General features: G+C 70.6%; 24 protein-coding genes. 18 read left to right on the top strand and 6 right to left on the bottom strand.

Annotation, left to right across the window (positions count from 1 at the left end; all coding sequences use genetic code 11):
* Window positions 1–7: 7 nt before the first annotated feature.
* Together GT045_RS33610 and GT045_RS33605 are read right to left on the bottom strand one after the other, a co-directional pair.
* On the bottom strand, window positions 8–289 hold the full coding sequence (locus GT045_RS33610; protein WP_237539073.1) for a hypothetical protein: 282 nt from the start codon (window positions 287–289) through the stop codon (window positions 8–10).
* A 544-nt stretch (window positions 290–833) separates the two neighbouring features.
* A complete protein-coding gene (locus tag GT045_RS33605) occupies window positions 834–1,037 on the bottom strand; it encodes a cold-shock protein (protein WP_161292216.1) in 204 nt (67 codons plus the stop codon).
* 286 nt (window positions 1,038–1,323) lie between these two features.
* Between GT045_RS33605 and GT045_RS33600 the strand changes: the two genes are divergently transcribed.
* The 6 genes from GT045_RS33600 (at window position 1,324) to GT045_RS33575 (ending at window position 7,787) form a co-directional block, all read left to right on the top strand.
* On the top strand, window positions 1,324–2,172 hold the full coding sequence (locus GT045_RS33600; protein ID WP_161292214.1) for a menaquinone biosynthesis protein: 849 nt from the start codon (window positions 1,324–1,326) through the stop codon (window positions 2,170–2,172).
* Between the two features lie 52 nt (window positions 2,173–2,224).
* A complete protein-coding gene (locus GT045_RS33595; protein ID WP_161336505.1) occupies window positions 2,225–4,051 on the top strand; it encodes a serine/threonine-protein kinase in 1,827 nt (608 codons plus the stop codon).
* A gap of 277 nt (window positions 4,052–4,328) precedes the next feature.
* A complete protein-coding gene (locus GT045_RS33590) occupies window positions 4,329–5,162 on the top strand; it encodes an A24 family peptidase (protein WP_161336504.1) in 834 nt (277 codons plus the stop codon).
* A gap of 71 nt (window positions 5,163–5,233) precedes the next feature.
* Window positions 5,234–6,433 (top strand): cyclic dehypoxanthinyl futalosine synthase, encoded by a 1,200-nt coding sequence (gene mqnC, locus GT045_RS33585; protein ID WP_161336503.1) that lies wholly within the window; start codon window positions 5,234–5,236, stop codon window positions 6,431–6,433.
* Window positions 6,434–6,450: 17 nt separating this feature from the next.
* Complete coding sequence (locus GT045_RS33580; RefSeq protein ID WP_161288717.1) at window positions 6,451–7,050, top strand: hypothetical protein; 600 nt, start codon at window positions 6,451–6,453, stop codon at window positions 7,048–7,050.
* 41 nt (window positions 7,051–7,091) lie between these two features.
* Entirely contained in the window at window positions 7,092–7,787 is a 696-nt protein-coding gene (locus tag GT045_RS33575; RefSeq protein ID WP_161288719.1) for a demethylmenaquinone methyltransferase, read from the top strand.
* On the opposite strand, the gene GT045_RS33570 is transcribed toward GT045_RS33575, so the two are convergent.
* Entirely contained in the window at window positions 7,774–8,091 is a 318-nt protein-coding gene (locus GT045_RS33570) for a PASTA domain-containing protein (protein WP_161288721.1), read from the bottom strand. The genes GT045_RS33575 and GT045_RS33570 overlap by 14 nt on opposite strands.
* Window positions 8,092–8,201: 110 nt before the next feature.
* A complete protein-coding gene (locus GT045_RS33565; RefSeq protein ID WP_161336502.1) occupies window positions 8,202–8,720 on the bottom strand; it encodes a GNAT family N-acetyltransferase in 519 nt (172 codons plus the stop codon).
* A gap of 47 nt (window positions 8,721–8,767) precedes the next feature.
* Between GT045_RS33565 and GT045_RS33560 the strand changes: the two genes are divergently transcribed.
* Window positions 8,768–10,102 carry a geranylgeranyl reductase family protein gene (locus GT045_RS33560; RefSeq protein ID WP_161288725.1) on the top strand — a complete coding sequence of 445 codons (1,335 nt, stop codon included), beginning with the start codon at window positions 8,768–8,770 and terminating at the stop codon, window positions 10,100–10,102.
* Window positions 10,103–10,325: 223 nt separating this feature from the next.
* On the opposite strand, the gene def is transcribed toward GT045_RS33560, so the two are convergent.
* Both def and GT045_RS33550 read right to left on the bottom strand, forming a co-directional pair.
* Complete coding sequence (gene def, locus GT045_RS33555; protein ID WP_161288727.1) at window positions 10,326–10,949, bottom strand: peptide deformylase; 624 nt, start codon at window positions 10,947–10,949, stop codon at window positions 10,326–10,328.
* A 220-nt stretch (window positions 10,950–11,169) separates the two neighbouring features.
* Complete coding sequence (locus GT045_RS33550; protein WP_202529256.1) at window positions 11,170–12,018, bottom strand: C40 family peptidase; 849 nt, start codon at window positions 12,016–12,018, stop codon at window positions 11,170–11,172.
* Window positions 12,019–12,801: 783 nt separating this feature from the next.
* On the opposite strand from GT045_RS33550, the gene GT045_RS33545 reads away from it, so the two are divergent.
* The 11 genes from GT045_RS33545 (at window position 12,802) to nuoK (ending at window position 23,796) form a co-directional block, all read left to right on the top strand.
* Window positions 12,802–13,161, top strand: a complete 360-nt coding sequence (locus GT045_RS33545; protein WP_003992243.1) for an NADH-quinone oxidoreductase subunit A — start codon at window positions 12,802–12,804, stop codon at window positions 13,159–13,161.
* 13 nt (window positions 13,162–13,174) lie between these two features.
* On the top strand, window positions 13,175–13,729 hold the full coding sequence (locus GT045_RS33540) for an NADH-quinone oxidoreductase subunit B (RefSeq protein ID WP_030174336.1): 555 nt from the start codon (window positions 13,175–13,177) through the stop codon (window positions 13,727–13,729).
* 140 nt (window positions 13,730–13,869) lie between these two features.
* Window positions 13,870–14,607 carry an NADH-quinone oxidoreductase subunit C gene (locus tag GT045_RS33535; RefSeq protein WP_345942835.1) on the top strand — a complete coding sequence of 246 codons (738 nt, stop codon included), beginning with the start codon at window positions 13,870–13,872 and terminating at the stop codon, window positions 14,605–14,607.
* Window positions 14,604–15,944 (top strand): NADH-quinone oxidoreductase subunit D, encoded by a 1,341-nt coding sequence (locus GT045_RS33530; protein WP_161336501.1) that lies wholly within the window; start codon window positions 14,604–14,606, stop codon window positions 15,942–15,944. Before GT045_RS33535 ends, GT045_RS33530 begins: the two co-directional genes overlap by 4 nt.
* Window positions 15,941–16,807, top strand: a complete 867-nt coding sequence (gene nuoE / locus GT045_RS33525) for an NADH-quinone oxidoreductase subunit NuoE (protein ID WP_161288898.1) — start codon at window positions 15,941–15,943, stop codon at window positions 16,805–16,807. The genes GT045_RS33530 and nuoE overlap by 4 nt, the downstream gene beginning before the upstream one ends.
* The gene (gene nuoF / locus GT045_RS33520; RefSeq protein WP_345942831.1) at window positions 16,804–18,153 is read left to right on the top strand and encodes an NADH-quinone oxidoreductase subunit NuoF; all 1,350 of its coding nucleotides are present in this window, start codon (window positions 16,804–16,806) and stop codon (window positions 18,151–18,153) included. The genes nuoE and nuoF overlap by 4 nt, the downstream gene beginning before the upstream one ends.
* Window positions 18,150–20,654 carry an NADH-quinone oxidoreductase subunit G gene (locus GT045_RS33515; RefSeq protein WP_161336499.1) on the top strand — a complete coding sequence of 835 codons (2,505 nt, stop codon included), beginning with the start codon at window positions 18,150–18,152 and terminating at the stop codon, window positions 20,652–20,654. Before nuoF ends, GT045_RS33515 begins: the two co-directional genes overlap by 4 nt.
* Entirely contained in the window at window positions 20,651–22,015 is a 1,365-nt protein-coding gene (nuoH, locus tag GT045_RS33510; protein ID WP_161288982.1) for an NADH-quinone oxidoreductase subunit NuoH, read from the top strand. Before GT045_RS33515 ends, nuoH begins: the two co-directional genes overlap by 4 nt.
* Window positions 22,008–22,658, top strand: coding sequence for an NADH-quinone oxidoreductase subunit NuoI (gene nuoI, locus GT045_RS33505; RefSeq protein ID WP_161288980.1), 651 nt, complete (start codon window positions 22,008–22,010; stop codon window positions 22,656–22,658). Before nuoH ends, nuoI begins: the two co-directional genes overlap by 8 nt.
* Window positions 22,655–23,500 carry an NADH-quinone oxidoreductase subunit J gene (locus GT045_RS33500; RefSeq protein WP_161288978.1) on the top strand — a complete coding sequence of 282 codons (846 nt, stop codon included), beginning with the start codon at window positions 22,655–22,657 and terminating at the stop codon, window positions 23,498–23,500. The genes nuoI and GT045_RS33500 overlap by 4 nt, the downstream gene beginning before the upstream one ends.
* Window positions 23,497–23,796: an NADH-quinone oxidoreductase subunit NuoK gene (gene nuoK / locus GT045_RS33495; RefSeq protein WP_030601478.1), complete on the top strand. Its 300-nt coding sequence runs from the start codon at window positions 23,497–23,499 to the stop codon at window positions 23,794–23,796. The genes GT045_RS33500 and nuoK overlap by 4 nt, the downstream gene beginning before the upstream one ends.
* Window position 23,797 lies beyond the last annotated feature (1 nt).

The raw sequence follows: 23,797 nt of genomic DNA, 5'->3' as shown, positions 1-23,797 counted from the left end.
GGCTTTCTCATTCCGCCGGTGAGCTGCAGAACCACATTTCCGAACTGGCCCAGCGTTTCGAGATGTGTCTCTCCAGGGCGCTCATCGCGTCCATGAATTCCTGGAGGATCTCCTCGGTCGCCTCGAGTGTGACGAGGAGGCCACCCTTCGCCAGTGCCCCTTTGGCGGCACCGGCGCCGTCCGGAGCGGGCAGGTACGTGTGGGAGCCCAGCCGGGTGGACGGTCTTGCAGTCGAAAAGGATTGAGCTGAGAGAAACTCGGCTGCCGGTCCCCTCGTTTCCTTCGTCATGCTGCACCTAACGGCGCCGTTCGTTGATGGATGCGGGGGCGAACGGGTGAAGGATAAGCCGGACAGTACCTTGTTCAGGTATCGGTAGGACCTATATGTAGCTGTAGTAATAATGATGAGCGACGGTGTGTTCTGCCGGAGAAATGGTTTTTCTGGCGGACCCCGATGGCCCGTCTCCTCGTTGCGGGTCCCCGGCGGAGGCCGAGGGGTGTTCCGTGAGAGGGAAGTGACGGCCGGTCACTCGCTTGCGTGCCGGGGCCGGCCGGGGGAGGCCGACGTCGCCGCCGGCGTGGCGGGGAGAGGCGTGGAGCGGGAGGCGGTCCTGGGGCTGCGGCGATCGTTCGCACATCGAACGACAGTTCGAACTCGCTGTCTCCGCTCAAGCCGGTCCGGCTGCCTGACCGGCTGCCCTGACCTCACCGCTCCGCGCCCTGATCGTGCGGTACGGGCGAACCGGCAGCGGGCGGGAAAAGGCAGGAGCCCCGTTGCCTGACGGCTAGGGGCTCCTTGGGTACTGCACTCAGGTTCTGCGATCAGGCAGTGATCAGGCGGGGGAGACGTTCTCCGCCTGAGGACCCTTCGGGCCCTGGGTCACATCGAAGGTCACCTGCTGGTTCTCCTCGAGGGAGCGGAAGCCGGTGGCGTTGATCGCGGAGTAGTGAACGAAGACGTCGGGGCCGCCGCCCTCCTGGGCGATGAAGCCAAAGCCCTTTTCGGCGTTGAACCACTTAACGGTTCCGGTAGCCATAAGCCCTCCTTGGGCTCAAAAGGGTTGCCCTGCTCCAGAACCTGCACGTGCGAAACGGTGCTGCACAACTGCATTCGTCTGAAAACGACGAGAGCCCGCGGTCACATGCTCCGCAGGCTCTGTACTGCAAGGGAAACCAAACTGCAACTTGCGGCGAGCCTAGCATGTAGGCAGCCGAAAGCAAGAGGGATCAAGATCACGTCACCCGGATGTTTGAACCCTCGCTAGCCCGTTTGGTGGCGGGGTCGGTCCTCGCACCGTACAGGACGGGGTCTAGTCTCGCGATGTGGACAATTCTCGCACCCGGCCGCGCGTCGGCCACATCCAGTTCCTGAACTGCCTGCCCCTCTACTGGGGGCTCGCGAGAACCGGCACCCTCCTCGACTTCGAGCTGACCAAGGACACCCCGGAGAAGCTCAGCGAGCAGATCGTGCGCGGCGACCTCGACATGGGGCCCGTCACACTCGTCGAGTTCCTCCGCAACGCCGACGACCTCGTCGCCTTCCCGGACATCGCCGTGGGCTGCGACGGCCCGGTGATGTCCTGCGTGATCGTCTCCCAGGTCCCGCTGGAGCAGCTCGACGGCGCCCGGGTCGCCCTCGGCTCGACCTCCCGCACCTCGGTCCGGCTCGCCCAGCTGCTGCTCGCCGAGCGGTACGGCGTCCAGCCCGACTACTACACCTGCCCGCCCGACCTGAGCCTGATGATGCAGGAGGCGCAGGCCGCCGTCCTCATCGGTGACGCCGCCCTGCGCGCCAACCTCGTCGACGGCCCGCGCTACGGCCTGGAGGTCCACGACCTGGGCTCGCTGTGGAAGGAGTGGACCGGCCTGCCGTTCGTCTTCGCGGTCTGGGCGGCCCGCCGGGACTACGTGGAGCGCGAGCCGGTCATCACCCGCAAGGCCCACGAGTCCTTCCTCGCCTCCCGCAACCTCTCCCTGGAGGAGGTCGGCAAGGTCGCCGAGCAGGCGGCCCGCTGGGAGGCGTTCGACGAGGCGACCCTGGCGCAGTACTTCACCACCCTCGACTTCAGCTTCGGCGCCCCGCAGCTGGAGGCCGTCGCGGAGTTCGCCCGGCGGGTCGGCCCGACGACGGGCTTCCCGGCGGACGTCGAGGTGGAGCTGCTGCGGCCCTAACCCCTTGTCACTACGCTGCTGTGCATCGGGCGTCGGGGGGAGAAGGTGCGCCATGCAGCCGCTGGAAGTCGACGAGCCGGCCACCGTCGGGCCGTACCGGCTGCTCGGCCGGCTCGGCTCGGGTGGCATGGGCCGGGTCTACCTCGGCCGCAGTGCGGGCGGCCGTACGGTCGCCGTGAAGATCGTCCACCCGCACTTCGCGCTGGACGAGGAGTTCCGCGCCCGTTTCCGGCGTGAGGTGGAGGCGGCGCGGCGGGTCGGCGGCGCCTGGACCGCGCCCGTCCTCGACGCGGACCCCGAGGCCGCCGTGCCCTGGGTCGCCACGGCCTACGCGGCCGGTCCCTCCCTCGCGGCGGCCGTCACCGACGGCGGCCCGCTGCCCGCGCACACCGTACGGGCCCTCGGCGCCGGCCTCGCCGAGGCGTTGACGGCCGTCCACGAACTGGGCCTCGTCCACCGGGACGTGAAGCCGTCCAACGTCCTGCTGACCCTGGACGGGCCGCTGCTGATCGACTTCGGCATCGCGCGCGCCATGGCCGGCACGGCGTCACTGACCTCCACCGGCGTCTCGGTCGGCTCCCCGGGCTACATGGCGCCCGAGCAGATCCTCGGCGAGGGCGTCACCGGCGCCGCCGACGTCTTCTCCCTCGGCGCCGTCCTCGCTTACGCGGCCACCGGTGAGCCGCCCTTCCGCGGGGACTCCTCGGCCGCGCTGCTGTACAAGGTCGTCCACGAGGAACCGGAACTCGGTGCCCTCACCGGCGAGGCGCGGGAGGTGGCCCGGGCCTGCCTGGCCAAGGACCCGGCGGCCCGGCCCGGCCCCGCCGAGGTGAGCCGGCGGCTCGCCCCCGGGGGCGCCGCCCGCCTGGTCGCGGGCGGCTGGCTGCCGGGCACCCTGGTGGAACAGGTCAGCCGCAGCGCCGTACGCCTGCTCAACCTGGACACCGGGGAGACGGCACGCTCCGGACCGGTCCCGTTCAGCAGCCTTTCGGGGGGCGGGGCGCCGGGACCGGGTTCCGGCGTTCCCGGCGCCCACGACGGCGGAGCGGCCGTCGGGGCACACGGGGTTGCCGGTGGCCACGAAGGCGGGGCGGCCGTCGGGGCACACGGGGTTCCCGGCGGTGGTCCCGGCGGATGGACCGTCGGGGAGCACGGTGTGGTTCCCGGTGGGCCGGCCTTCGTGCCCGGGCCGCGGGACGTGCCGCCGCCCGGCCGGGTCTCCGTCAGCGTGGCGGCGGGCTCCGCACCGGCGGAGAACGGCCGGGGACGCCGCGTGAGCTGCACGGTCGTACTGGCGGTCGCCGGTGCGCTGGCCGTGGTGTCCGTGGGGCTCGGCGCCCTGATACGGCCCTGGGCCGGGGGCGGCGCGGACGACGAGGCGGGCGGCGCACCGGCCTGGTCCCCGGCACCCGGGGCGACCACCGGCAGCCCCGCAACGGGGGATCTCCCCGCCGACGGTGCCACCAGCGACGGCCCCGGAGCGAGCGGTTCCCCCTCGGGACGTCCCCCCACCGGAGCCGGGCCCGGCGCGATCCCGGACCGCTATCTCGGCACCTGGGAGGGCCGGGCCACCGGCCTCGACGGCACCCTGCCCATGGGCACCTTCCGCGTCACCGTCCGTCAGACCGCCGTGGGCGGGGAACTGGGACGGCTGCGGCAGACCGACCAGATCGGTGCCGTGTGCACCGACATCCTCACCTTGAAGAAGGTGACCGGTACCCGGCTCCTCGCGACCTCGGTCGGTGCCGCCGGAAACCACGCCGGCTGCGACCCGGCCCCGCACCAGGTGGAGTTGACGCCGGCCGGCGACGACCTGACGTACACCTCCGACAGCGCCGCGGAGGGCAACCCGACCTCCCGGATGTCACGAGTGCCCTAGGCCGCCCCCTACCGCCCCTGTTCACACACCCGGCCCCGCAGGCCCCGCCCCTTGTTCGCACACTCGGCCCCCCGCAGGGCTCCGCCCCCTGTTCGCACACTCGGCCCCTCGAGGGCCCCACCCCTTGTTCACACACCCGGCCCCCCAGGCTCCGCCCCTTGTTCGCACCCGGCCCCCCAGGCTCCGCCCCCTGTTCACACACCCGGCCCCCCAAAGGCCACGTCGTCACTACTGTGAGCGTCGGCGCACACGGATGGGGGTGGAGGGCGTGGGAGGGGTGACCACGGGACTGCTGGTGCTCGTCGGCACGGTGTGGGGCGCGCTGACGGGCACGCTGCTGCCGCGCGCCGCCTACCGCTTCACCGTCCCCTCCGGCCAGCCCTGGCGCGATCGCTGCCCCGACGGCCATCCGCTGCGCGGCTGGCTGGGCCGGTCGGTGTGCCGGGAGTGCGCGCGCGGCGGGGCACGGGCCGGCGGAACACCCGGCGGCAGGGCACCCGTCGGCGCGCCGTCCCGGCCGGGCGGCCCCGCGGTGCCGGACCCCGCGCCCCCCGTCTCCGCCCCCGCACCCGTCTCCTCCACCGCTCTCTGCGCCACCGTCACCGCGCTCGTCTGCGCCGCCCTCGCCGCCGCCACCGGCACCCGGCCCGAACTGGCGGTCTGGCTGCTGCTCGCGCCCGTCGGCGTGCTGCTCTCCGCCGTGGACCTCCGAGTGCAGCGGCTGCCCGACCCGCTGACCCTGCCGCTCGCCGCCACCGCCCTAGCCCTGCTCGGCTTCACCGCCCTGCTCCCCGAACACGCCGGCCACTGGCGCACCGCGCTCTACGGCGCCCTCGCGCTCGGCGCCGGTTACCACCTGCTGTACCGCATCAACCCGGGCGGCATGGGCTTCGGCGACGTGAAGCTGGCCGTGGGGGCCGGCGCCGTACTCGGCTGGTACGGCTGGCCCACCGTGCTGCTCGGCACCTTCGCCGCCTTCCTGCTCGGCGCCCTCTACGGCGGCGCGCTCGTGCTCGCGCGCCGGGCGGGCCGCAGGACGGCCGTACCCTTCGGCCCGTTCCTGCTGGCCGGCACCCTCGCCGGGCTGCTCGTCGGCGGGTACACGGCCTGACGTCTTCGGTGGGAAACGGCTGGCGTAGGCTGGTTCGGTCCGTCCACACCCTTGACGAAAGGGACGCCCTGGTGACAGAGCAGGCCGACCTCCAGTCTGTCCTCGACCGCGCCGCTGCCGGTGGGCGGATCACCCCGGAAGAGGCTCTCGACCTCTACCGCGACGCGCCCCTGCACGCCCTGGGCGCCGCCGCCGACGCCGTACGGCGCCGCATGTACGCGGGCACCGAGCACATCGCCACGTACATCATCGAGCGCAACATCAACTACACGAACGTGTGTGTCACGGCGTGCAAGTTCTGCGCCTTCTACGCGGCTCCCAAGGACACCGCGAAGGGATGGGCCCGCGATCTCGACGACATCCTGCGCCGCTGCGCGGAGACCGTCGAGCTGGGCGGCACCCAGATCATGTTCCAGGGCGGCCACCACCCGGACTACGGCGTCGAGTACTACGAGAAGCACTTCAAGGCCATCAAGGACGCCTTCCCGCAGCTGGTGATCCACTCGCTGGGCGCGTCCGAGGTCGAGCACATGGCCCGGATCAGCGGGGTCACGGTCGAGGAGGCCATCACCCGCATCCACGAGGCGGGCCTGGACTCCTTCGCCGGCGCCGGCGCGGAACTCCTGCCCGCGCGCCCCCGCAAGGCCATCGCGCCCCTCAAGGAGAGCGGTGAGCGCTGGCTGGAGATCATGGAGGCCGCGCACCGGCTGGGCGTGGAGTCCACCTCCACCATGCTCATGGGCACCGGCGAGACCAACGCCGAGCGCATCGAGCACCTGCGGATGATCCGGGACGTGCAGGACCGTACGGGCGGCTTCCGCGCCTTCATCCCGTACACCTACCAGCCCGAGAACAACCACCTGAAGGGCCGCACCCAGGCGACGCTCTTCGAGTACCTCCGCATGATCGCCATCGCCCGCCTCTTCCTGGACAACGTCCGGCACATCCAGGGCTCCTGGCTCACCACCGGCAAGGAGGTCGGCCAGCTCTCCCTGCACTACGGCGCCGACGACCTCGGCTCGATCATGCTGGAGGAGAACGTGGTCTCCTCGGCCGGTGCCAAGCACCGCTCCAACCGCCTGGAGATCATCGACCTGATCCGCAAGGCGGGCCGTGTCCCGGCGCAGCGCTCGACGACGTACGAGCACCTCGTCGTGCACGACGACCCGGCGAACGACCCCGCCGACGACCGCGTGGCCTCGCACATCTCCTCCACCGCCATCGCGGGCGGCACCGCCCACCCCGAGCTGAAGCTGCTCGCGTCGAACTAGAGCCGACCAGAGGTCCCGTGCTGACACTTCACGTCGCCGAACGGTCCCCCGGGACGGCGGTCCTGGCCGACGGGGCGACCGTCGCCGCCGTCGGCCCGTACGAGGAACTCGCCGGCGCACGTCCCGGTGCGCGGGTGCGGCGCTGGCCCGGCATCCTGACGCCGGGTCTGCTCAACCCGTACGGGCCGGAGCTGCTGGAGGGCACGTACCACCCCGACCCGCGCGAGGCCGACACCTTCGGCACCGAGCCCATCACCGGGGAACGGGCACGGGAGATCTTCCGCGGCGACCCGGCCCGCCTCGGCGCGAGCGCGCGGCGCGGGGTCCAACGGCTGCTGGCGCACGGCACGGTGGCGGTCGCCGGTGAACTGCGGTCGCGTGCCGCGATCGACGCGGTGCGCCGGGCCGGTCTGGCGGTGGGGCGGCGGCCGGACGGTCCGCCGGGCCCTGCGGCGCTGTCCCCGGTCCCGCTGATCCTGCTGCCGGGGCTGGTGCCGGGTGGTCCCGCCCGGTTCGCCGTGTTCGACGTCGCGGACCGCGCGGAACTGGTCCGGCTCGGTGCCGGGACCTGCGTGGCGACCGTGATCGGCGGACGGCTGGTGTTCCGCCGCCGGTGACCCTCCCTCCGGCGGGGAATCCGGGCTGCAAGAATGGGCGGGTGACCCGCGCCTCCCTGAACAAGCAGCCGCACGAAGTCGCCTCGATGTTCGACGACGTGGCGGAACGGTACGACCTGACGAACGACGTGCTGTCGCTCGGCCAGGACCGGCGCTGGCGCAAGGAGGTGGCGACGGCGGTCGACGCGCGCCCCGCGCAGAAGATCCTCGACCTCGCCGCCGGTACGGCCACCTCCTCACTGCCCTTCGCACGGACGGGCGCGTACGTCGTCCCCTGCGACTTCTCCCTCGGGATGCTCCAGGTCGGCAAGAAGAAGCACACCTGGCTGCCGTTCACCGCGGGCGACGCGACGAAGCTCCCCTTCAAGGACGACACCTTCGACGCGGTGACGATCTCCTTCGGGCTGCGCAACGTGCAGGACACGGACGCGGCCCTGCGGGAGATGCACCGCGTCACCCGGCCCGGCGGGCGCGTGGTGATCTGCGAGTTCTCCCACCCGACGTGGGCGCCGTTCCGCACCGTCTACACCGAGTACCTGATGCGGGCGCTGCCGCCGGTCGCGCGCGCGGTGTCCTCGAACCCGGACGCGTACGTCTACCTCGCCGAGTCCATCCGGGCCTGGCCCGACCAGCCCGCGCTCGCCGAACGGCTGCGCGGGGCGGGCTGGTCGAAGGTGGCCTGGCGCAACCTCACCGGCGGAGTGGTCGCGCTGCACCGCGGTTTCAAGGCGAGCTGAACCCGGCCACCGCGTACGGATCACCGGGCTGGTCCAGCTCCCGTTGCAGCCCCCCTCCGGGCGGTGCCGGGATGCGCGGTTCGCGCACGCCCCCGCCGCCCTCGCCCTCCCCGAAGTCGAACCACACGTACACCATCGATTCCCGCGGCACCTCGGCACCGGGCTGCGGGTACTGGCGTACGACGTGGTCGACGACGGCGAGAGCGAAGTCCGGGCGGTCCGGCGCGTTGACGAACAGGCCCTGCGCCCGGGCCGTTTCGCGCGCGTCCACGGCCATGAGGCCGACCAGACGAGGGACGCGCACTTCGGGTGTTTTGGGTGTTATACGCACAGATGTCACCCCCAGCGGTACTGGCAGGGTAACTCCCGGGCGGCGGGCCGGGGAAGGCGTCGGTGTCTTTCCGTGACAGACGACTACCGTGCGTCACCAAGGGTGAGCCGGAAGCAGAGCGCGGGCTCGTTCAGGGTGGGGTGGGTGTAGGTCTCCGCCCGTTCCATACCGAGCCGCCGGGTCACCGCGACCGACCGCTCGTTGCCCGCCGGCACCATCGCGACCACGCCCGGTACGCCGGCCGCCCGCACCCGCCTGAGGGTCTCCCGTGCCGCCGCGGTGGCGAACCCCCGGCCCCAGTGGGCCCGTCCGAGCCGCCAGCCGATCTCCGTCTCGCCCACGGGACCCCACTCCGGCCGCCACGGCTGCGCGCCGGTGAAGCCGACGACCTCGCCGGACTCGTCCAGCAGGGTCCACAGGCAGAACCCGTGCTCGGCGTCGTGCCGCCGCTGGCGCGCGGTGAGTTCCTCGTAGCACGACAGCGTCGCCGGCCTGCCGCCGAAGAACCGCATGACCTCCGAGTCGTCGAAGACCCGGTGCCAGGCGACGGCGTCCTCGTGGGTGGGGACGCGCAGCCGTACCGCGGGGAGAGGTCCGTTCACAGGGCAACCCTTCAGCCGGTTGATCAATTCTGCTGAATAGACTGCCCATGTCCAGTGCCGGTCGGCACGCAGATTCCGAACTCTGGGGAGATCCCGCCGTGACCGAGCCCCTCTCCGACCACACCGCCGATGTGATCGTCGTGGGCGCGGGGCCAGCCGGCTCCACGACCGCGTACCACCTCGCCAAGGCCGGCCTCGACGTCCTGCTCCTGGAGAAGACCGAGTTCCCGCGCGAGAAGGTCTGCGGCGACGGCCTCACCCCGCGCGCGGTCAAGCAGCTCGTCGCCATGGGCATCGACATCTCCGAGGAAGCCGGCTGGCTGCGCAACAAGGGCCTGCGCATCGTCGGCGGCGGCACCCGCCTCCAGCTCGACTGGCCGGATCTCGCCTCCTTCCCGAACTACGGACTCGTCCGCAAGCGCGACGACTTCGACGAGCAGCTCGCCCGAAACGCCCAGAAGGCCGGCGCCCGCCTCCACGAGCGCTGCAACGTCTCCGGCCCCGTCATCGACGACCGCACCGGCCGCATCACCGGCGTCACCGCCAAGCTCGGCGAGGAGAAGCGCGAGGTCACCTTCCACGCGCCGCTCGTCGTCGCCGCCGACGGCAACTCCACCCGGCTGTCCCTCGGCATGGGCCTGCACCGCCGCGAGGACCGCCCGATGGGCGTCGCGGTGCGCACCTACTTCACCTCCCCGCGCCACGAGGACGACTACCTGGAGTCCTGGCTGGAACTGTGGGACCGCCGCGGCGCCCAGGACCGTCTGCTGCCCGGCTACGGCTGGATCTTCGGCATGGGCGACGGCACGTCCAACGTGGGGCTCGGCGTGCTGAACACCTCCGCCTCCTTCAAGGAGCTGGACTGGCGCGAGATCCTCAAGGCGTGGTGCGCGTCCATGCCGGCGGACTGGGGCTACACCCCGGAGAACATGACCGGCCCGATCCGCGGCGCCGCCCTCCCCATGGCCTTCAACCGCCAGCCGCACTACACGCGCGGGCTGCTGCTCGTCGGCGACGCCGGCGGCCTGGTGAACCCCTTCAACGGCGAGGGCATCGCCTACGCCATGGAATCCGGCCAGATCGCCGCCGACGTCATCGTGCAGGCCCACGCGCGCGCGACGCCTGCCCAGCGCGAGACCGCCCTCCAGCGCTACCCGCAGGTCCTCAAGGACACCTACGGCGGCTACTACACGCTGGGCCGCGCCTTCGTGAAGCTCATCGGCAACCCGAAGGTCATGCAGATCGCCGCCCAGCGCGGCCTGACGCACCCGGTGCTGATGAAGTTCACCCTCAAGCTCCTCGCGAACCTCACCGACCCCACGGGCGGCGACGCGATGGACCGCATCATCAACGGTCTGAGCAAGGTGGCCCCGAAGGCGTGACCGGCCGCCGGGAGCCGGCCCTGACGGGACCGCCCAGGCACCGAAGAGCCGACCAGGTGCCGAAGGTCCGGCCGGGTGCTGAGGAGCCGACCAGGCGCCGAAGGTCCGGCCAGGCGCCGAAGGTCCGGCCGGGTGCTGAGGAGCCGACCAGGTGCCGAAGGTCCGGCCAGGCGCCGAAGGGCCGGTCAGGCGTTGCGGGTCCGGTCAGGCGTTGCAGGTCCGGTCAGGCGCTGAACGCGGTGGCCTTGGCGGTCCGGCGGGCGTGCACCTCGTCCCGTCGGACCGCCATCTGCCGCAACGCGTCCTTCCTGTCCCGCTTCGACAGCCGGTCCAGGTAGACGTGCCCGTCGGTGTGGTCGGTCTCGTGGGCCAGGCACCGCGCGAAGTATCCGGTGCCCTCGACGACGACGGAGTTACCGTCCCTGTCCTGCCCGCGCACCACGGCGCGGTCCGGCCGGGGGACGGCCAGCACGGCGCCCGGCACCGACAGGCAGCCCTCACCCTCCTCCAGCAGTCGTCGCTCAGTCGTGGGCGTTTCGAGCACCGGGTTGACGATGTGCCCGACATGTCGGACTCCGTCGTCATCGGGGCAGTCGTACACGAACAACCGCAGGTCGACCCCCACCTGATTGGCCGCCAGTCCCGCTCCGTCCGCGACGTACATGGTGCGGAACATGTCGTCGACGAGCGCGGCGAGGTCGGGCCCGAACTCCGTGACGTCCCGGCACGGCTTGTGCAGCACCGCCTCGCCGACCTCGGTGATACGGCGCACCGCACCGCGCCCGGCCTCGGGGGCGTACCGGGGGAAGTGGCCGACGGGACTGCCCTGCACGAACACGCGTGGCATCGCGTTGTCTCCTTCGCTCACGAACGGGCCGCCGTCCGGCGGCCCGGGCCCGAGCATGCCAGGGGGCGTGGCGCGTGCGCAGGGGAGCACGGGAGGCGCCGGGGCCGCGCCCGGACGGGCCGCGGTGCCGGCGTCGGTGAGCGGGCCTCAGACGCGGCGCAAGGGCCGCTGCCCCCGAGCGGCTGCGGCCCTTGCGTGTGTGCGGAGGTGCGGGGTGCGCTCAGAGCACCCGCACGGCGCCGGTGGGCGGGTCGTACGACAGCGGGCGCTCCACGACGCCCGTGGAGGGGTTCTGCGCGCCGACGAACATACCGTCACCGACGTACACAGCGACGTGGTACGCGCTGCCCGCGCTGCCCCAGTACAGGATGTCGCCCGGCTGCAGGTTGCTCAGCGAGACCTGGGTGCCGGCGGTCGACTGGTCCTGGGAGACGCGCGGCAGGCTGACGCCGATCTGCTTGAACGCCGTCTGCACCAGACCGGAGCAGTCGTAGGCGCTGGGACCGCTCGCGCCGGAGACGTACGCCTTGCCGACCTGGGCCCTGACGAAGCTGACGATCGCGGCGGCCGAGCCGGTCGCCGTGGACGAGTCGGTGGAGGTCGACGGGGACGTGGAGGTGGAGGTGGACCCGGAGGTGGAGTCACCGCCCGACATGGTGGAGAGCGTGGTCCTCTCCGCGTTGCGCGAGGCGCGGGCGGCGGCCTCCGTGCGGGCCTCCTCCGCGGCCTTCTTCCTGGCCTCGGCAGCCTTCCTCTTGGCCTCGGCGAGGTCCGCCTTCGCCTGCTTCGCGGCCTTTGCGGCAGCCGCGTCACGCTCGGCCTGCAGCTGGTAGTGCGCGGCGGCCTGCTCGGTGGCGTCCGCGGAGCGGGCCGCCTGAGTGGCCAGGTCGGCCGTCAGGGTGGGCAGTTCGAGGGTCTGCGTCACCGGCTCGGCCGCGTTCGCCGAGCCGGACGCCCCGGCGACGGCCAGGGTGCTGAGGACGCCACCGGCAACTCCGGCCCGCACGGCGAGGGTCGACGCGCTGCGGCGGGGCTTCCGGTGGCTGCGTATGTGAGCGGTGTGGGACATGGGAACAACCGGTACCAGGGGCTCCTTCATATCTTCAAGAAACGTGTGCTGCGCCACAGTTGTTCAACCGAGACCCGGAAAGCCGGGTGTGTCGCTCTTTATTGACGCCGTAACGGACATTGCGGGCGCCCGTGATCAAGCCCTTGATCACGGTCTTTGATCATTACGTCCGAATTGCCCCACGCCTACCACTGGTTGGGATGGTTGGCCAAGCCCGGCTCTCATGAGCCTCTCATGCGTGTGGTGGAGGTCACGGAACGGTCACCGGAATCCCGGCGTCCCGCGCGTGCGGAGTTCGTGAACGCGCGCACGCGCCCCGGCCGGCGTCCACATCCGCTCAGCGCCTCCCTCTGATGTGTGAATGAGGCCCACTACCAGCCGTCCGCGTCCAGCGCCAATTTGCATGCATCGGAAGTCTCTTGATATGGAGACGACCCCTCTGGCCTGCTACGACAAGTGAGAATGTCACTTCTGGTGATCAACTGAACGCTTCGGGTATGAAGATCACTCATCATCCGACTTCATGATCCTTCGTCAGGTGGTGGAGATCACAAAGCTTGTGTAATACCCCGTGTCGCAGATCACAGAGCGGCGGGCATAAGATGCGAGGCAGTTGGGCTTGTGACCTGCTTCACATGTTCTCGATCTTCGCCCGGGACGAGCGGGGCTCGTGGGACCGGTGAGGCAGGTGAGAGCCCGGCCCAAGCTCCCCCAAGGTCTCGGCTTCGCTCGACCAGGGGGGACCCGCATGCAGTCAGTGCCGACTGAGAGGAGCGAGGAGCGGTGAACGCGTATGCGCCCATCCTCGTACTGGGAGCCCTCGGGGCAGGCTTTGCGATCTTCTCCGTGGTCATGGCCACGCTGATCGGTCCGAAGCGGTACAACCGCGCCAAGCTCGAAGCCTACGAGTGCGGCATCGAGCCGACCCCCACGCCGGCCGGCGGCGGGCGCTTCCCCATCAAGTACTACCTGACGGCGATGCTCTTCATCGTCTTCGACATCGAGATCGTCTTCCTCTACCCCTGGGCCGTCACCTTCGACGCCCTGGGGATCTTCGGGCTCGTGGAGATGCTGCTCTTCGTGCTCACCGTCTTCGTCGCGTACGCGTACGTATGGCGGCGCGGCGGCCTGGAATGGGACTGAGGGGCCTTTAGACATGGGACTCGAAGAAAAACTGCCGAGCGGCTTCCTGCTCACCACCGTCGAGCAGGCCGCGGGGTGGGTGCGCAAGGCGTCCGTCTTCCCGGCCACCTTCGGCCTGGCCTGCTGCGCCATCGAGATGATGACCACCGGCGCCGGACGCTACGACCTCGCCCGCTTCGGCATGGAGGTCTTCCGCGGCTCGCCGCGCCAGGCCGACCTGATGATCGTCGCCGGCCGGGTCAGCCAGAAGATGGCACCCGTCCTGAGGCAGGTCTACGACCAGATGCCCAACCCCAAGTGGGTCATCTCCATGGGCGTGTGCGCCTCCTCGGGCGGCATGTTCAACAACTACGCGATCGTCCAGGGCGTCGACCACGTCGTCCCGGTCGACATCTACCTTCCCGGCTGCCCGCCCCGGCCCGAGATGCTCATGGACGCGATCCTCAAGCTCCACCAGAAGATCCAGTCCTCCAAGCTCGGCGTGAACGCCGAGGAAGCGGCCCGGGAGGCGGAGGAGGCGGCGCTCAAGGCCCTGCCCACGATCGAGATGAAGGGGCTGCTGCGGTGAGCGACGCGAACGGCACCAGCGGCGTGAACGGTTCCGCGAACGGCGCCGACGGCACCGACGGTGTGAACGGTTCCGGGAACGGCACCAACGGCGTGAACGGTTCCGGGAACGGCACCAGAGGCGTGAACGGTTCCGACGGCGTGAACGGTTCCGCGAACGGGGCGAACCCCGAGAAGGACCTCTCCGCCTCCAACCTCCCCGGCCAGCGGGGCCAGGGCGGGGAGGAGATCCGCGTCCAGCGCGGCATGTTCGGCGCCGAGAACGGCGGTGACACCTCCGGCTACGGCGGCCTGGTCCGCTCGGTCCGACTCCCGGGACCGGCGACCCGCCCCTACGGCGGCTGGTTCGACGAGGTCGCCGACGAACTGGAGGGCGCCCTGGAGGAGCAAGGGCTCGTCCCCGGCAACGCCATCGAGAGGACGGTCGTCGACCGCGACGAGCTGACCTTCCACATCGACCGCGAGCACCTCCTCCGCGTCGCCCGCACCCTGCGCGACGACCCGGCCCTGCGCTTCGAGCTGTGCACCGGCGTCAGCGGTGTCCACTACCCGCACGACAAGGGCCGCGAGCTGCACGCCGTCTACCACCTGCGCTCGATCACCCACAACCGGCTGATCCGCCTGGAGGTCAGTGCCCCCGACGGCGACCCGCGCATCCCGTCCCTGGTCCCCGTGTACCCGACCAACGACTGGCACGAGCGCGAGACCTACGACTTCTTCGGGATCGTCTTCGACGGTCACCCGGCCCTGACACGGATCATGATGCCGGACGACTGGCAGGGCCACCCGCAGCGCAAGGACTACTCCCTCGGCGGCATCCCCGTCGAGTACAAGGGCGCCCAGATCCCGGCTCCGGACCAGCGGAGGTCGTACTCGTGAACACGCAGTCAGCATCCGCCGCGTCGGCCGCGTCCGCACGCGAGACCACCGAGGGCACCGTGTACACGGTCACCGGCGGTGACTGGGACGAAGTCGTCCAGTCCGCGGCCCGCGCCGACGACGAACGCATCGTCGTCAACATGGGTCCCCAGCACCCGTCCACCCATGGAGTGCTCCGCCTGATCCTGGAGATCGAGGGCGAGACGGTCACCGAGGCCCGCTGCGGCATCGGCTACCTCCACACCGGCATCGAGAAGAACCTCGAGTACCGGACCTGGACGCAGGGCACCACGTTCGTCACGCGCATGGACTACCTGACGTCCTTCTTCAACGAGACCGCCTACTGCCTCGCCGTCGAGAAGCTCCTCGGCGTCGAGGACCAGATCACCGAGCGGGCCAAGATCATCCGGGTGCTCCTGATGGAGCTGAACCGGATGTCCTCCCACCTGGTGTGCATCGCCACCGGCGGCATGGAACTGGGCGCCACCACGATCATGATCTACGGCTTCCGTGATCGTGAAATGATTCTCGACCTCTACGAGCTCATCACGGGCCTGCGCATGAACCACGCGTACATCCGGCCCGGCGGACTCGCCCAGGACCTGCCGCCCGGCGCGGTGGACCAGATCCGCGAATTCGTGAAGAAGATGCAGAAGAACCTCCCGGAGTACGACAAGCTCGCCACCGGGAACCCCATCTTCAAGGCCCGTATGCAGGACATCGGCTACCTCGACCTCGCCGGCTGCATGGCCCTCGGCGCCACCGGCCCGATCCTGCGCTCCACCGGCCTGCCGCACGACCTGCGCAAGGCGCAGCCGTACTGCGACTACGAGACGTACGACTTCGACGTCCCGACCGCCGACACCTGCGACGCCTACGGCCGCTTCCTCATCCGCCTGGAGGAGATGCGCCAGTCGCTCCGGATCGTCGAGCAGTGCCTGGACCGGCTCCAGCCCGGCCCCGTCATGGTCGCCGACAAGAAGATCGCCTGGCCCGCCCAGCTCGCCCTGGGGCCGGACGGACTCGGCAACTCCCTCGACCACATCAAGAAGATCATGGGCACCTCCATGGAGGCCCTGATCCACCACTTCAAGCTGGTCACCGAGGGCTTCCGCGTCCCGCCGGGACAGGCGTACGCGGCCGTGGAGTCCCCCAAGGGCGAACTCGGCGTGCACGCCGTCTCCGACGGCGGCACCCGCCCCTACCGGGTCCACTTCCGTGACCCGTCCTTCACCAACCTGCAGGCCATGGCGGCGATGTGCGAGGGCGGCCAGGTCGCCGACGTCATCGTCGCCGTCGCGTCCATCGACCCCGTGATGGGAGGCGTCGACCGGTGACCACCTCTTCTTCGGAGCGGGGCGTCAGCCTGGGCATGCCCGAACTGCCCGCACCCGGCTACCCGGACGACGTCCGGGCCCGGCTGGAGGCGGACGCGCGCGAGGTGATCGCGCGCTACCCGGACTCCCGCTCCGCCCTGCTCCCGCTGCTCCACCTCGTGCAGTCGGAGGAAGGCCACGTCACGCGCACCGGAATGCGGTTCTGCGCGGACATGCTGGACCTGACCACCGCCGAGGTCACCGCGGTCGCCACCTTCTACACCATGTACCGGCGCAAGCCCTCCGGTGACTACCAGGTGGGCGTCTGCACCAACACGCTGTGCGCGGTGATGGGCGGCGACGCGATCTTCGAGACCCTCCAGGAGCACCTGGGCGTCGGCAACGGCGAGACCACCGACGACGGCAAGGTCACCCTGGAGCACATCGAGTGCAACGCGGCCTGCGACTACGCGCCGGTCGTGATGGTCAACTGGGAGTTCTTCGACAACCAGACCCCGGCCGGCGCCAAGCGCCTCGTCGACGACCTGCGCGCCGGCCGGCCCGTCGAGCCCACGCGCGGGGCCCGGCTGTGCACGTTCAAGGAGACCGCGCGGATCCTCGCCGGCTTCCCCGACGAGCGGCCCGGGGCCGTCGAGGAGAGCGGCGGTGCGGGACCCGCGTCACTGGTGGGCCTCCGCCTGGCAAGGGGAGAGGCCGCACCCGCGCGCGTGGTCCATCCGCGCGGAGGTCCGCATGAGGAACCGCAGGACAGGGTGCACGAGCCCTCGCCGGCCGAGCACCTCAGTTCCCACGACGCGCCGCAGGAGACATCGGCCTCCGACCCCGCCCACCCGGCAGGGCCTGCCGCCGAGGAGGGGGAGTGATGAGCGTGGTACCCGAGGTCAAGGACACCAGCCCGGAGAAGCTGCTCGCACCCGTGCTGTCGGCCTTCTGGGACGAGGACCGGTCCTGGACGCTGGACGTCTACCGAAGGCACGAAGGGTACGAGGGGCTCCGCAAGGCGCTCGCCATGTCACCGGACGACCTGATCGCCTACGTCAAGGACTCCGGGCTCCGCGGCCGCGGCGGCGCGGGGTTCCCGACCGGGATGAAGTGGCAGTTCATCCCGCAGGGTGACGGAAAACCGCACTATCTAGTTGTCAACGCCGACGAGTCGGAGCCGGGCACCTGCAAGGACATCCCGCTCCTCTTCGCGAACCCGCACAGCCTCATCGAGGGCATGGTGATCGCGTGCTATGCCATCAGGTCGTCGCACGCCTTCATCTACCTGCGTGGCGAGGTCGTTCCCGTGCTGCGGCGGTTGCACGAGGCCGTGCGCGAGGCCTACGCGGCGGGCTACCTCGGCGAGAACATCCTGGGCAGCGGACTCGACCTCCAGCTCACCGTGCACGCGGGTGCGGGCGCGTACATCTGCGGTGAGGAGACCGCACTGCTCGACTCGCTCGAAGGCCGCCGTGGTCAACCGCGGCTCCGTCCCCCCTTCCCTGCGGTGGAAGGCCTCTACGCCTGTCCCACTGTGGTGAACAACGTCGAGTCGATCGCGTCGGTTCCCGCCATCCTGAAAAACGGCAAAGACTGGTTCAGGTCGATGGGCAGCGAGAAGTCCCCGGGCTTCACGCTGTACTCACTCAGCGGCCACGTCGCCAGCCCCGGCCAGTACGAGGCCCCGCTCGGCATCACCCTGCGCCAGCTGCTCGACATGAGCGGCGGCATGCGACCGGGCCACCGGCTGAAGTTCTGGACACCGGGCGGCTCCTCCACGCCGATGTTCACCGACGAGCACCTCGACGTCCCCCTCGACTACGAGGGCGTCGGCGCCGCCGGCTCCATGCTCGGCACCAAGGCCCTGCAGTGCTTCGACGAGACGACCTGCGTGGTGCGGGCCGTCACCCGCTGGACCGAGTTCTACGCCCACGAGTCCTGCGGCAAGTGCACCCCGTGCCGCGAAGGGACGTACTGGCTGGTGCAGCTGCTGCGGGACATCGAGGCCGGCAAGGGCACCATGTCCGACCTCGACAAGCTCCACGACATCGCCGACAACATCAACGGCAAGTCCTTCTGTGCCCTCGGTGACGGCGCCGCATCCCCCATCTTCTCCTCGCTGAAGTACTTCCGCGAGGAGTACGAGCAGCACATCACGGGCCGGGGCTGCCCCTTCGACCCGGCCAAGTCGACGGCCTGGGCGGACCGCCCGGAGGTGAACGCATGACCGTGACCACCAGTGCTCCCTCCGGAGGGGGAGAGGCGGCGGTCCCGCCGGAGGACCTCGTCACGCTGACGATCGACGGCGCCGAGATCAGCGTGCCCAAGGGCACCCTGGTCATCCGGGCCGCCGAACAGCTCGGCATCGAGATCCCGCGGTTCTGCGACCACCCCCTCCTGGACCCGGCCGGCGCCTGCCGGCAGTGCATCGTCGAGGTCGAGGGCCAGCGCAAGCCGATGGCGTCCTGCACGATCACGTGCACGGACGGCATGGTCGTGAAGACCCAGCTCACCTCGCAGGCCGCCGAGAAGGCCCAGCACGGCGTGATGGAGCTGCTGCTCATCAACCACCCGCTGGACTGCCCGGTCTGCGACAAGGGCGGCGAGTGCCCGCTGCAGAACCAGGCGATGTCGCACGGCAACGCCGAATCCCGCTTCGAAGGCAAGAAGCGGACCTACGAGAAGCCCGTACCGATCTCCACCCAGGTACTGCTCGACCGCGAACGCTGCGTGCTGTGCGCCCGCTGCACCCGCTTCTCCAACCAGATCGCCGGCGACCCGATGATCGAACTGGTGGAGCGGGGCGCGCTCCAGCAGGTCGGCACCGGTGAGGGCGACCCGTTCGAGTCGTACTTCTCCGGCAACACCATCCAGATCTGCCCTGTCGGCGCGCTCACCTCGGCCGCCTACCGGTTCCGCTCCCGCCCCTTCGACCTCGTCTCCTCGCCGTCGGTGTGCGAGCACTGCTCCGGCGGCTGCGCCACCCGCACCGACCACCGGCGTGGAAAGGTCATGCGGCGGCTCGCCGCGAACGACCCCGAGGTCAACGAGGAGTGGATCTGCGACAAGGGACGCTTCGCGTTCCGGTACGCGCAGCAGAGGGACCGCCTCGAGACCCCCCTCGTCCGCAACGCCGACGGCGTCCTCGAACCCGCCTCCTGGCCCGAGGCGCTCCAGGCGGCCGCCCAGGGCCTGACCGCCGCCCGCTCCCGGGCCGGTGTCCTCACCGGCGGCCGGCTCACCGTCGAGGACGCCTACGCGTACAGCAAGTTCGCGCGCGTGGCACTCGACACCAACGACATCGACTTCCGCGCGCGCGTGCACAGCGGCGAGGAAGCCGACTTCCTGGCGGCCCGGGTGGCCGGCCACGGCCGTGACCTCGACGGTACGGGCGTCACCTACACCTCCTTGGAGAAGGCGCCCGCCGTACTGCTGGCCGGCTTCGAGTCGGAGGAGGAGGCACCCGGCGTCTTCCTGCGACTGCGCAAGGCATGGCGCAAGCACAAGCAGCAGGTGTTCGCGCTGGCCACGCACGCCACCCGCGGCCTGCAGAAGACCGGCGGCATCCTGCTGCCGGCCGCCCCCGGCACCGAGACGGAGTGGCTCGACGCCCTCGCCAGCGGCGTCGGCCTGGAGGAACCCGGCACCCGGGCCGCCGAGGCCCTGCGCGCCGACGGCGCGGTGATCGTCGTCGGCGAGCGGCTCGCCTCGGTCGCCGGCGGACTCACCGCCGCCGTACGCGCCGCCGTCGCCACCGGCGCGCAACTGGTGTGGATCCCCCGCCGGGCCGGGGAGCGCGGCGCCGTCGAGGCGGGCGCGCTGCCCACGCTGCTGCCGGGCGGCCGCCCGGCGACCGACCCGCGCGCGCGGGAGGAGGTCGCCGCCGCCTGGGGGATCGCCGAACTGCCTCTGCGCTACGGCCGCGACACCCACCAGATCGTCGAGGCCGCCGCCAGCGGCGAACTCTCCGCGCTCCTCGTCGCCGGTGTGGAGGTCGCCGACCTGCCCGACCCGGCACGCGCGCGTGAGGCGCTGGAGAGCGTCGGGTTCCTGGTGTCCCTGGAGCTGCGGCCCAGCGAGGTCACCGAACACGCCGATGTCGTCCTCCCGGTCGCGGCGGTCGCCGAGAAGGCGGGCACCTTCCTCAACTGGGAGGGCCGCGTGCGCTTCTTCGAGGCCGCGCTCAAGCCCGACCAGATGACCCGGCGGCTCGCGCCGACCGACGCGCGCGTACTGCAGATGCTCGCCGACGCCATGGACGTCCACCTGGGCCTGCCGGACCTGCGCACCACGCGCGCGGAGATCGACCGGCTCGGCCCCTGGGACGGTGCTCGCGCCTCCGACCCCGTGGAGGCCGCGGGCGCCCTGCCCCGCCCGGCCGCCGGCGAGGCCGTGCTCGCCGGGCACCGGCTCCTGCTCGACCAGGGCGTCCTCCAGCAGGGCGACGAGGCGCTCGCCGGAACCCGGCACGCCGCACGCGCGCGCGTGTCCGCCGCGACGGCCGCCGAGGCGGGCGTCACGGACGGCGACCTGCTGACCGTCACCGGCACCGTCGGCACGGTCGAACTGCCGGTGCTCGTCACCGAGATGCCCGACCGGGTGGTCTGGCTCCCGCTGAACTCCGCGGGCACCGGCGTCGCCTCCGACGCCGGTGCACGGCCCGGGTCACTCGTCCGTATCGGCCCGGCGGCAGTCGCCGAAGAGGCCCCCAAGGAGGTGGAGGCATGAGCGCGTATCTCGCCGCTGAAGACCTCTCGATGTTCGGCCGCGACCCCTGGTGGCTGGTCGTCGTCAAGGCGGTGTTCTGCTTCGCCTTCCTGATGGTGACGGTGCTGTTCTCCATCGTCTGGGAGCGCAAGGTCGTCGCCTGGATGCAGCTGCGCATCGGCCCCAACCGCCATGGGCCCTGGGGCATGCTCCAGTCGCTCGCCGACGGCGTGAAACTGATGCTCAAGGAAGACCTCATCGTCAAGCGCGCGGACAAGGTGGTCTACGTCCTCGCGCCGATCGTCGCGGCCATCCCGGCCTTCATGGCGATCGCGGTGATCCCGTTCGGACCGGCCGGCAACGAGATCTCGATCTTCGGCCACCGCACCACGATGCAGCTCACCGACCTGCCGATCGCGATGCTCTACGTCCTCGCGGTCGCCTCGGTCGGCATCTACGGCATCGTCCTGGCGGGTTGGAGTTCCGGATCCACCTACCCGCTCCTCGGCGGCCTGCGGTCCTGCGCGCAGATGATCTCCTACGAGATCGCCATGGGCGCCGCGTTCGCCTCCGTGTTCCTCTACTCCGGGTCGATGTCGACCTCCACGATCGTCGAGCAGCAGCACGACCGCTGGTACATCCTGCTGCTGCCGGTCTCCTTCATCCTCTACATCGTCACGATGGTCGGCGAGACCAACCGCGCCCCCTTCGACATGCCGGAGTCCGAGGGCGACCTGGTCGGCGGCTTCAACACCGAGTACTCGTCGATCAAGTTCGCGATGTTCATGCTCGCCGAGTACGTCAACATGGTGACGGTCTCGGCCGTCTCGACCACCCTGTTCCTCGGCGGCTGGCGCGCCCCCTGGCCCGTCAGCAGCTTCTGGGAGGGCGCGAACCACGGCTGGTGGCCGTTGCTCTGGTTCGTCGTCAAGGTCCAGCTGCTGCTGTTCTTCTTCATCTGGCTGCGCGGCACGCTCCCGCGCGTCCGCTACGACCAGCTCATGAAGCTCGGCTGGAAGGTCCTCATCCCGGTCTCCGTGACCTGGCTGATGCTGGTCGCCACCGTCCGCGCCCTGCGCAACGAGAACTACGACTTCGCCGACATCGCCCTCTACGTCGGCGGCGGCGTCCTCGCCCTGCTGCTGATCTCCTTCGTCGCCGACATGTTCCGCGAGAAGGCGAAGACGGCCGAGCGGCCCGCCGAGGAGCAGCAGGCGTTCGACCCGATGGCGGGCGGGTTCCCCGTCCCGCCGCTGCCCGGACAGGAGCTGCCCCCCGTGCCCAGGCGCCGCCCGCGCACCGAGCGGGAACTGATTGTCAGTGGCGGACCCGACACTGTCAGTGACGGAACGACGGATGGAAAGGAGGCGTCCGATGGCTGAGGAGCCTCAGGAGTCCGGGCAGACCAAGCCCGGCTTCCAGAACCCCGTGGCCGGCTTCGGCGTGACCTTCAAGGCCATGTTCAAGAAGCGGCTGACCGAGCAGTACCCGGAGCAGAAGAAGACCACGGCTCCGCGGTTCCACGGCCGGCACCAGCTCAACCGCCATCCGGACGGTCTGGAGAAGTGCGTCGGCTGCGAACTGTGCGCCTGGGCCTGTCCCGCCGACGCCATCTACGTGGAGGGCGCCGACAACACCGACGAGGAGCGCTACTCGCCGGGCGAGCGGTACGGCCGCGTCTACCAGATCAACTACGCCCGCTGCATCCTGTGCGGACTGTGCATCGAGGCGTGCCCCACGCGCGCGCTGACGATGACGAACGAGTTCGAGCTGGCCGACTCCAGCCGCGCCGACCTCATCTACACCAAGGAGCAGCTGCTCGCCGGTCTCGAAGAGGGCATGGTCGACTCCCCGCACTCGATCTTCCCGGGGACGGACGAGCAGGACTACTACCGCGGCCTCGTCACCCAGGCCGCGCCCGGCACCGTCCGGCAGGTCGCCGTCTCCAAGGGCGAGGTGCCGCAGGAGGCCGCCTCCACCTTCGGCGAGGACGAGCCGGCCTCGAAGAAGGTGATCGGCCGATGACGACGCACGACCTCGCCGCCTACACCACCTCCACCGGTGAGGCCTTCCAGTTCTGGGTGCTCGGCACGATCGCGGTGATCGGCGCCCTGTGCACCGTCTTCATGAAGAAGTCCGTGCACAGCGCGCTCTGCCTCGCCGGGACCATGATCGTCCTGGCGGTGTTCTACCTCGCCAACGGCGCCTACTTCCTCGGGATCGTGCAGATCGTCGTCTACACCGGCGCGATCATGATGCTGTTCCTGTTCGTGGTGATGCTCGTCGGCGTCACGGCCGCGGACTCCCTGAAGGAGACCATCAAGGGCCAGCGCTGGCTCGCCCTCCTGTGCGGCGTCGGCTTCGGTGTCCTGCTCTTCACCGGCATCGCCAACGCCTCCCTGAAGGACTTCGACGGCATCGGCCGGGCGAACGCGAACGGCAACGTGGAGGGCCTCGCGGCCCTCATCTTCACCAAGTACGTCTTCGCCTTCGAGATCACCGGCGCGCTGCTCATCACGGCCGCGGTCGGCGCCATGGTGCTCACCCACCGCGAGCGCACGGAGCGCGCCAAGACCCAGCGCGAGCTGTCCGAACAGCGCATCCGCGAGGGCGCCCACATCCCGCCGCTGCCCGCCCCCGGTGTCTACGCCCGGCACAACGCCGTGGACATCGCGGGCCTGCTGCCCGACGGCACCCCCTCCGACCTGACCGTCAGCAAGACGCTGCGTGAACGCGGCCAGATCCGGGACGTGTCCACGGAGGCGCTGAACGACCTGCGGGCGCTGGAGCAGCGTGCGGAGGAGCGCCTGGAACGCAGGGCGATCCAGCCGGAGACGTTCAAGCGGCCCGAGGAGGCGTCGAAGTGAACCCGGTCAACTACCTCTACCTCGCCGCCCTGCTGTTCACGATCGGCGCGACCGGCGTCCTCGTCCGGCGCAACGCCATCGTGGTCTTCATGTGCGTCGAACTGATGCTGAACGCCTGCAATCTCGCGTTCGTCACCTTCTCCCGGATGCACGGCAACCTCGACGGGCAGATCATCGCCTTCTTCACGATGGTCGTCGCCGCCGCGGAGGTCGTGGTGGGCCTAGCGATCATCGTGTCGCTGTTCCGTACCCGCCACTCGGCCTCGGTCGACGACGCCAGCCTGATGAAGCTGTAAG

This window comes from Streptomyces sp. SID486, from assembly GCF_009865385.1.
Lineage (GTDB): Bacteria > Actinomycetota > Actinomycetes > Streptomycetales > Streptomycetaceae > Streptomyces.
Note: the sequence above shows the minus strand (reverse complement) of the source record. Positions and strands in the feature narration are given on the sequence as shown.

Bases quoted from the DNA above. Each gene is read 5' to 3' on its own strand.
- GT045_RS33610 (WP_237539073.1), bottom strand. From the start codon at position 289: ATGACGAAGGAAACGAGGGGACCGGCAGCCGAGTTTCTCTCAGCTCAA.
- GT045_RS33605 (WP_161292216.1), bottom strand. From the start codon at position 1,037: ATGGCTACCGGAACCGTTAAGTGGTTCAACGCCGAAAAGGGCTTTGGC.
- GT045_RS33595 (WP_161336505.1), top strand. From the start codon at position 2,225: ATGCAGCCGCTGGAAGTCGACGAGCCGGCCACCGTCGGGCCGTACCGG.
- GT045_RS33560 (WP_161288725.1), top strand. From the start codon at position 8,768: ATGTCCAGTGCCGGTCGGCACGCAGATTCCGAACTCTGGGGAGATCCC.
- def (WP_161288727.1), bottom strand. From the start codon at position 10,949: ATGCCACGCGTGTTCGTGCAGGGCAGTCCCGTCGGCCACTTCCCCCGG.
- GT045_RS33550 (WP_202529256.1), bottom strand. From the start codon at position 12,018: ATGTCCCACACCGCTCACATACGCAGCCACCGGAAGCCCCGCCGCAGC.
- GT045_RS33540 (WP_030174336.1), top strand. From the start codon at position 13,175: ATGGGACTCGAAGAAAAACTGCCGAGCGGCTTCCTGCTCACCACCGTC.
- GT045_RS33515 (WP_161336499.1), top strand. From the start codon at position 18,150: ATGACCGTGACCACCAGTGCTCCCTCCGGAGGGGGAGAGGCGGCGGTC.
- nuoH (WP_161288982.1), top strand. From the start codon at position 20,651: ATGAGCGCGTATCTCGCCGCTGAAGACCTCTCGATGTTCGGCCGCGAC.
- nuoI (WP_161288980.1), top strand. From the start codon at position 22,008: ATGGCTGAGGAGCCTCAGGAGTCCGGGCAGACCAAGCCCGGCTTCCAG.
- GT045_RS33500 (WP_161288978.1), top strand. From the start codon at position 22,655: ATGACGACGCACGACCTCGCCGCCTACACCACCTCCACCGGTGAGGCC.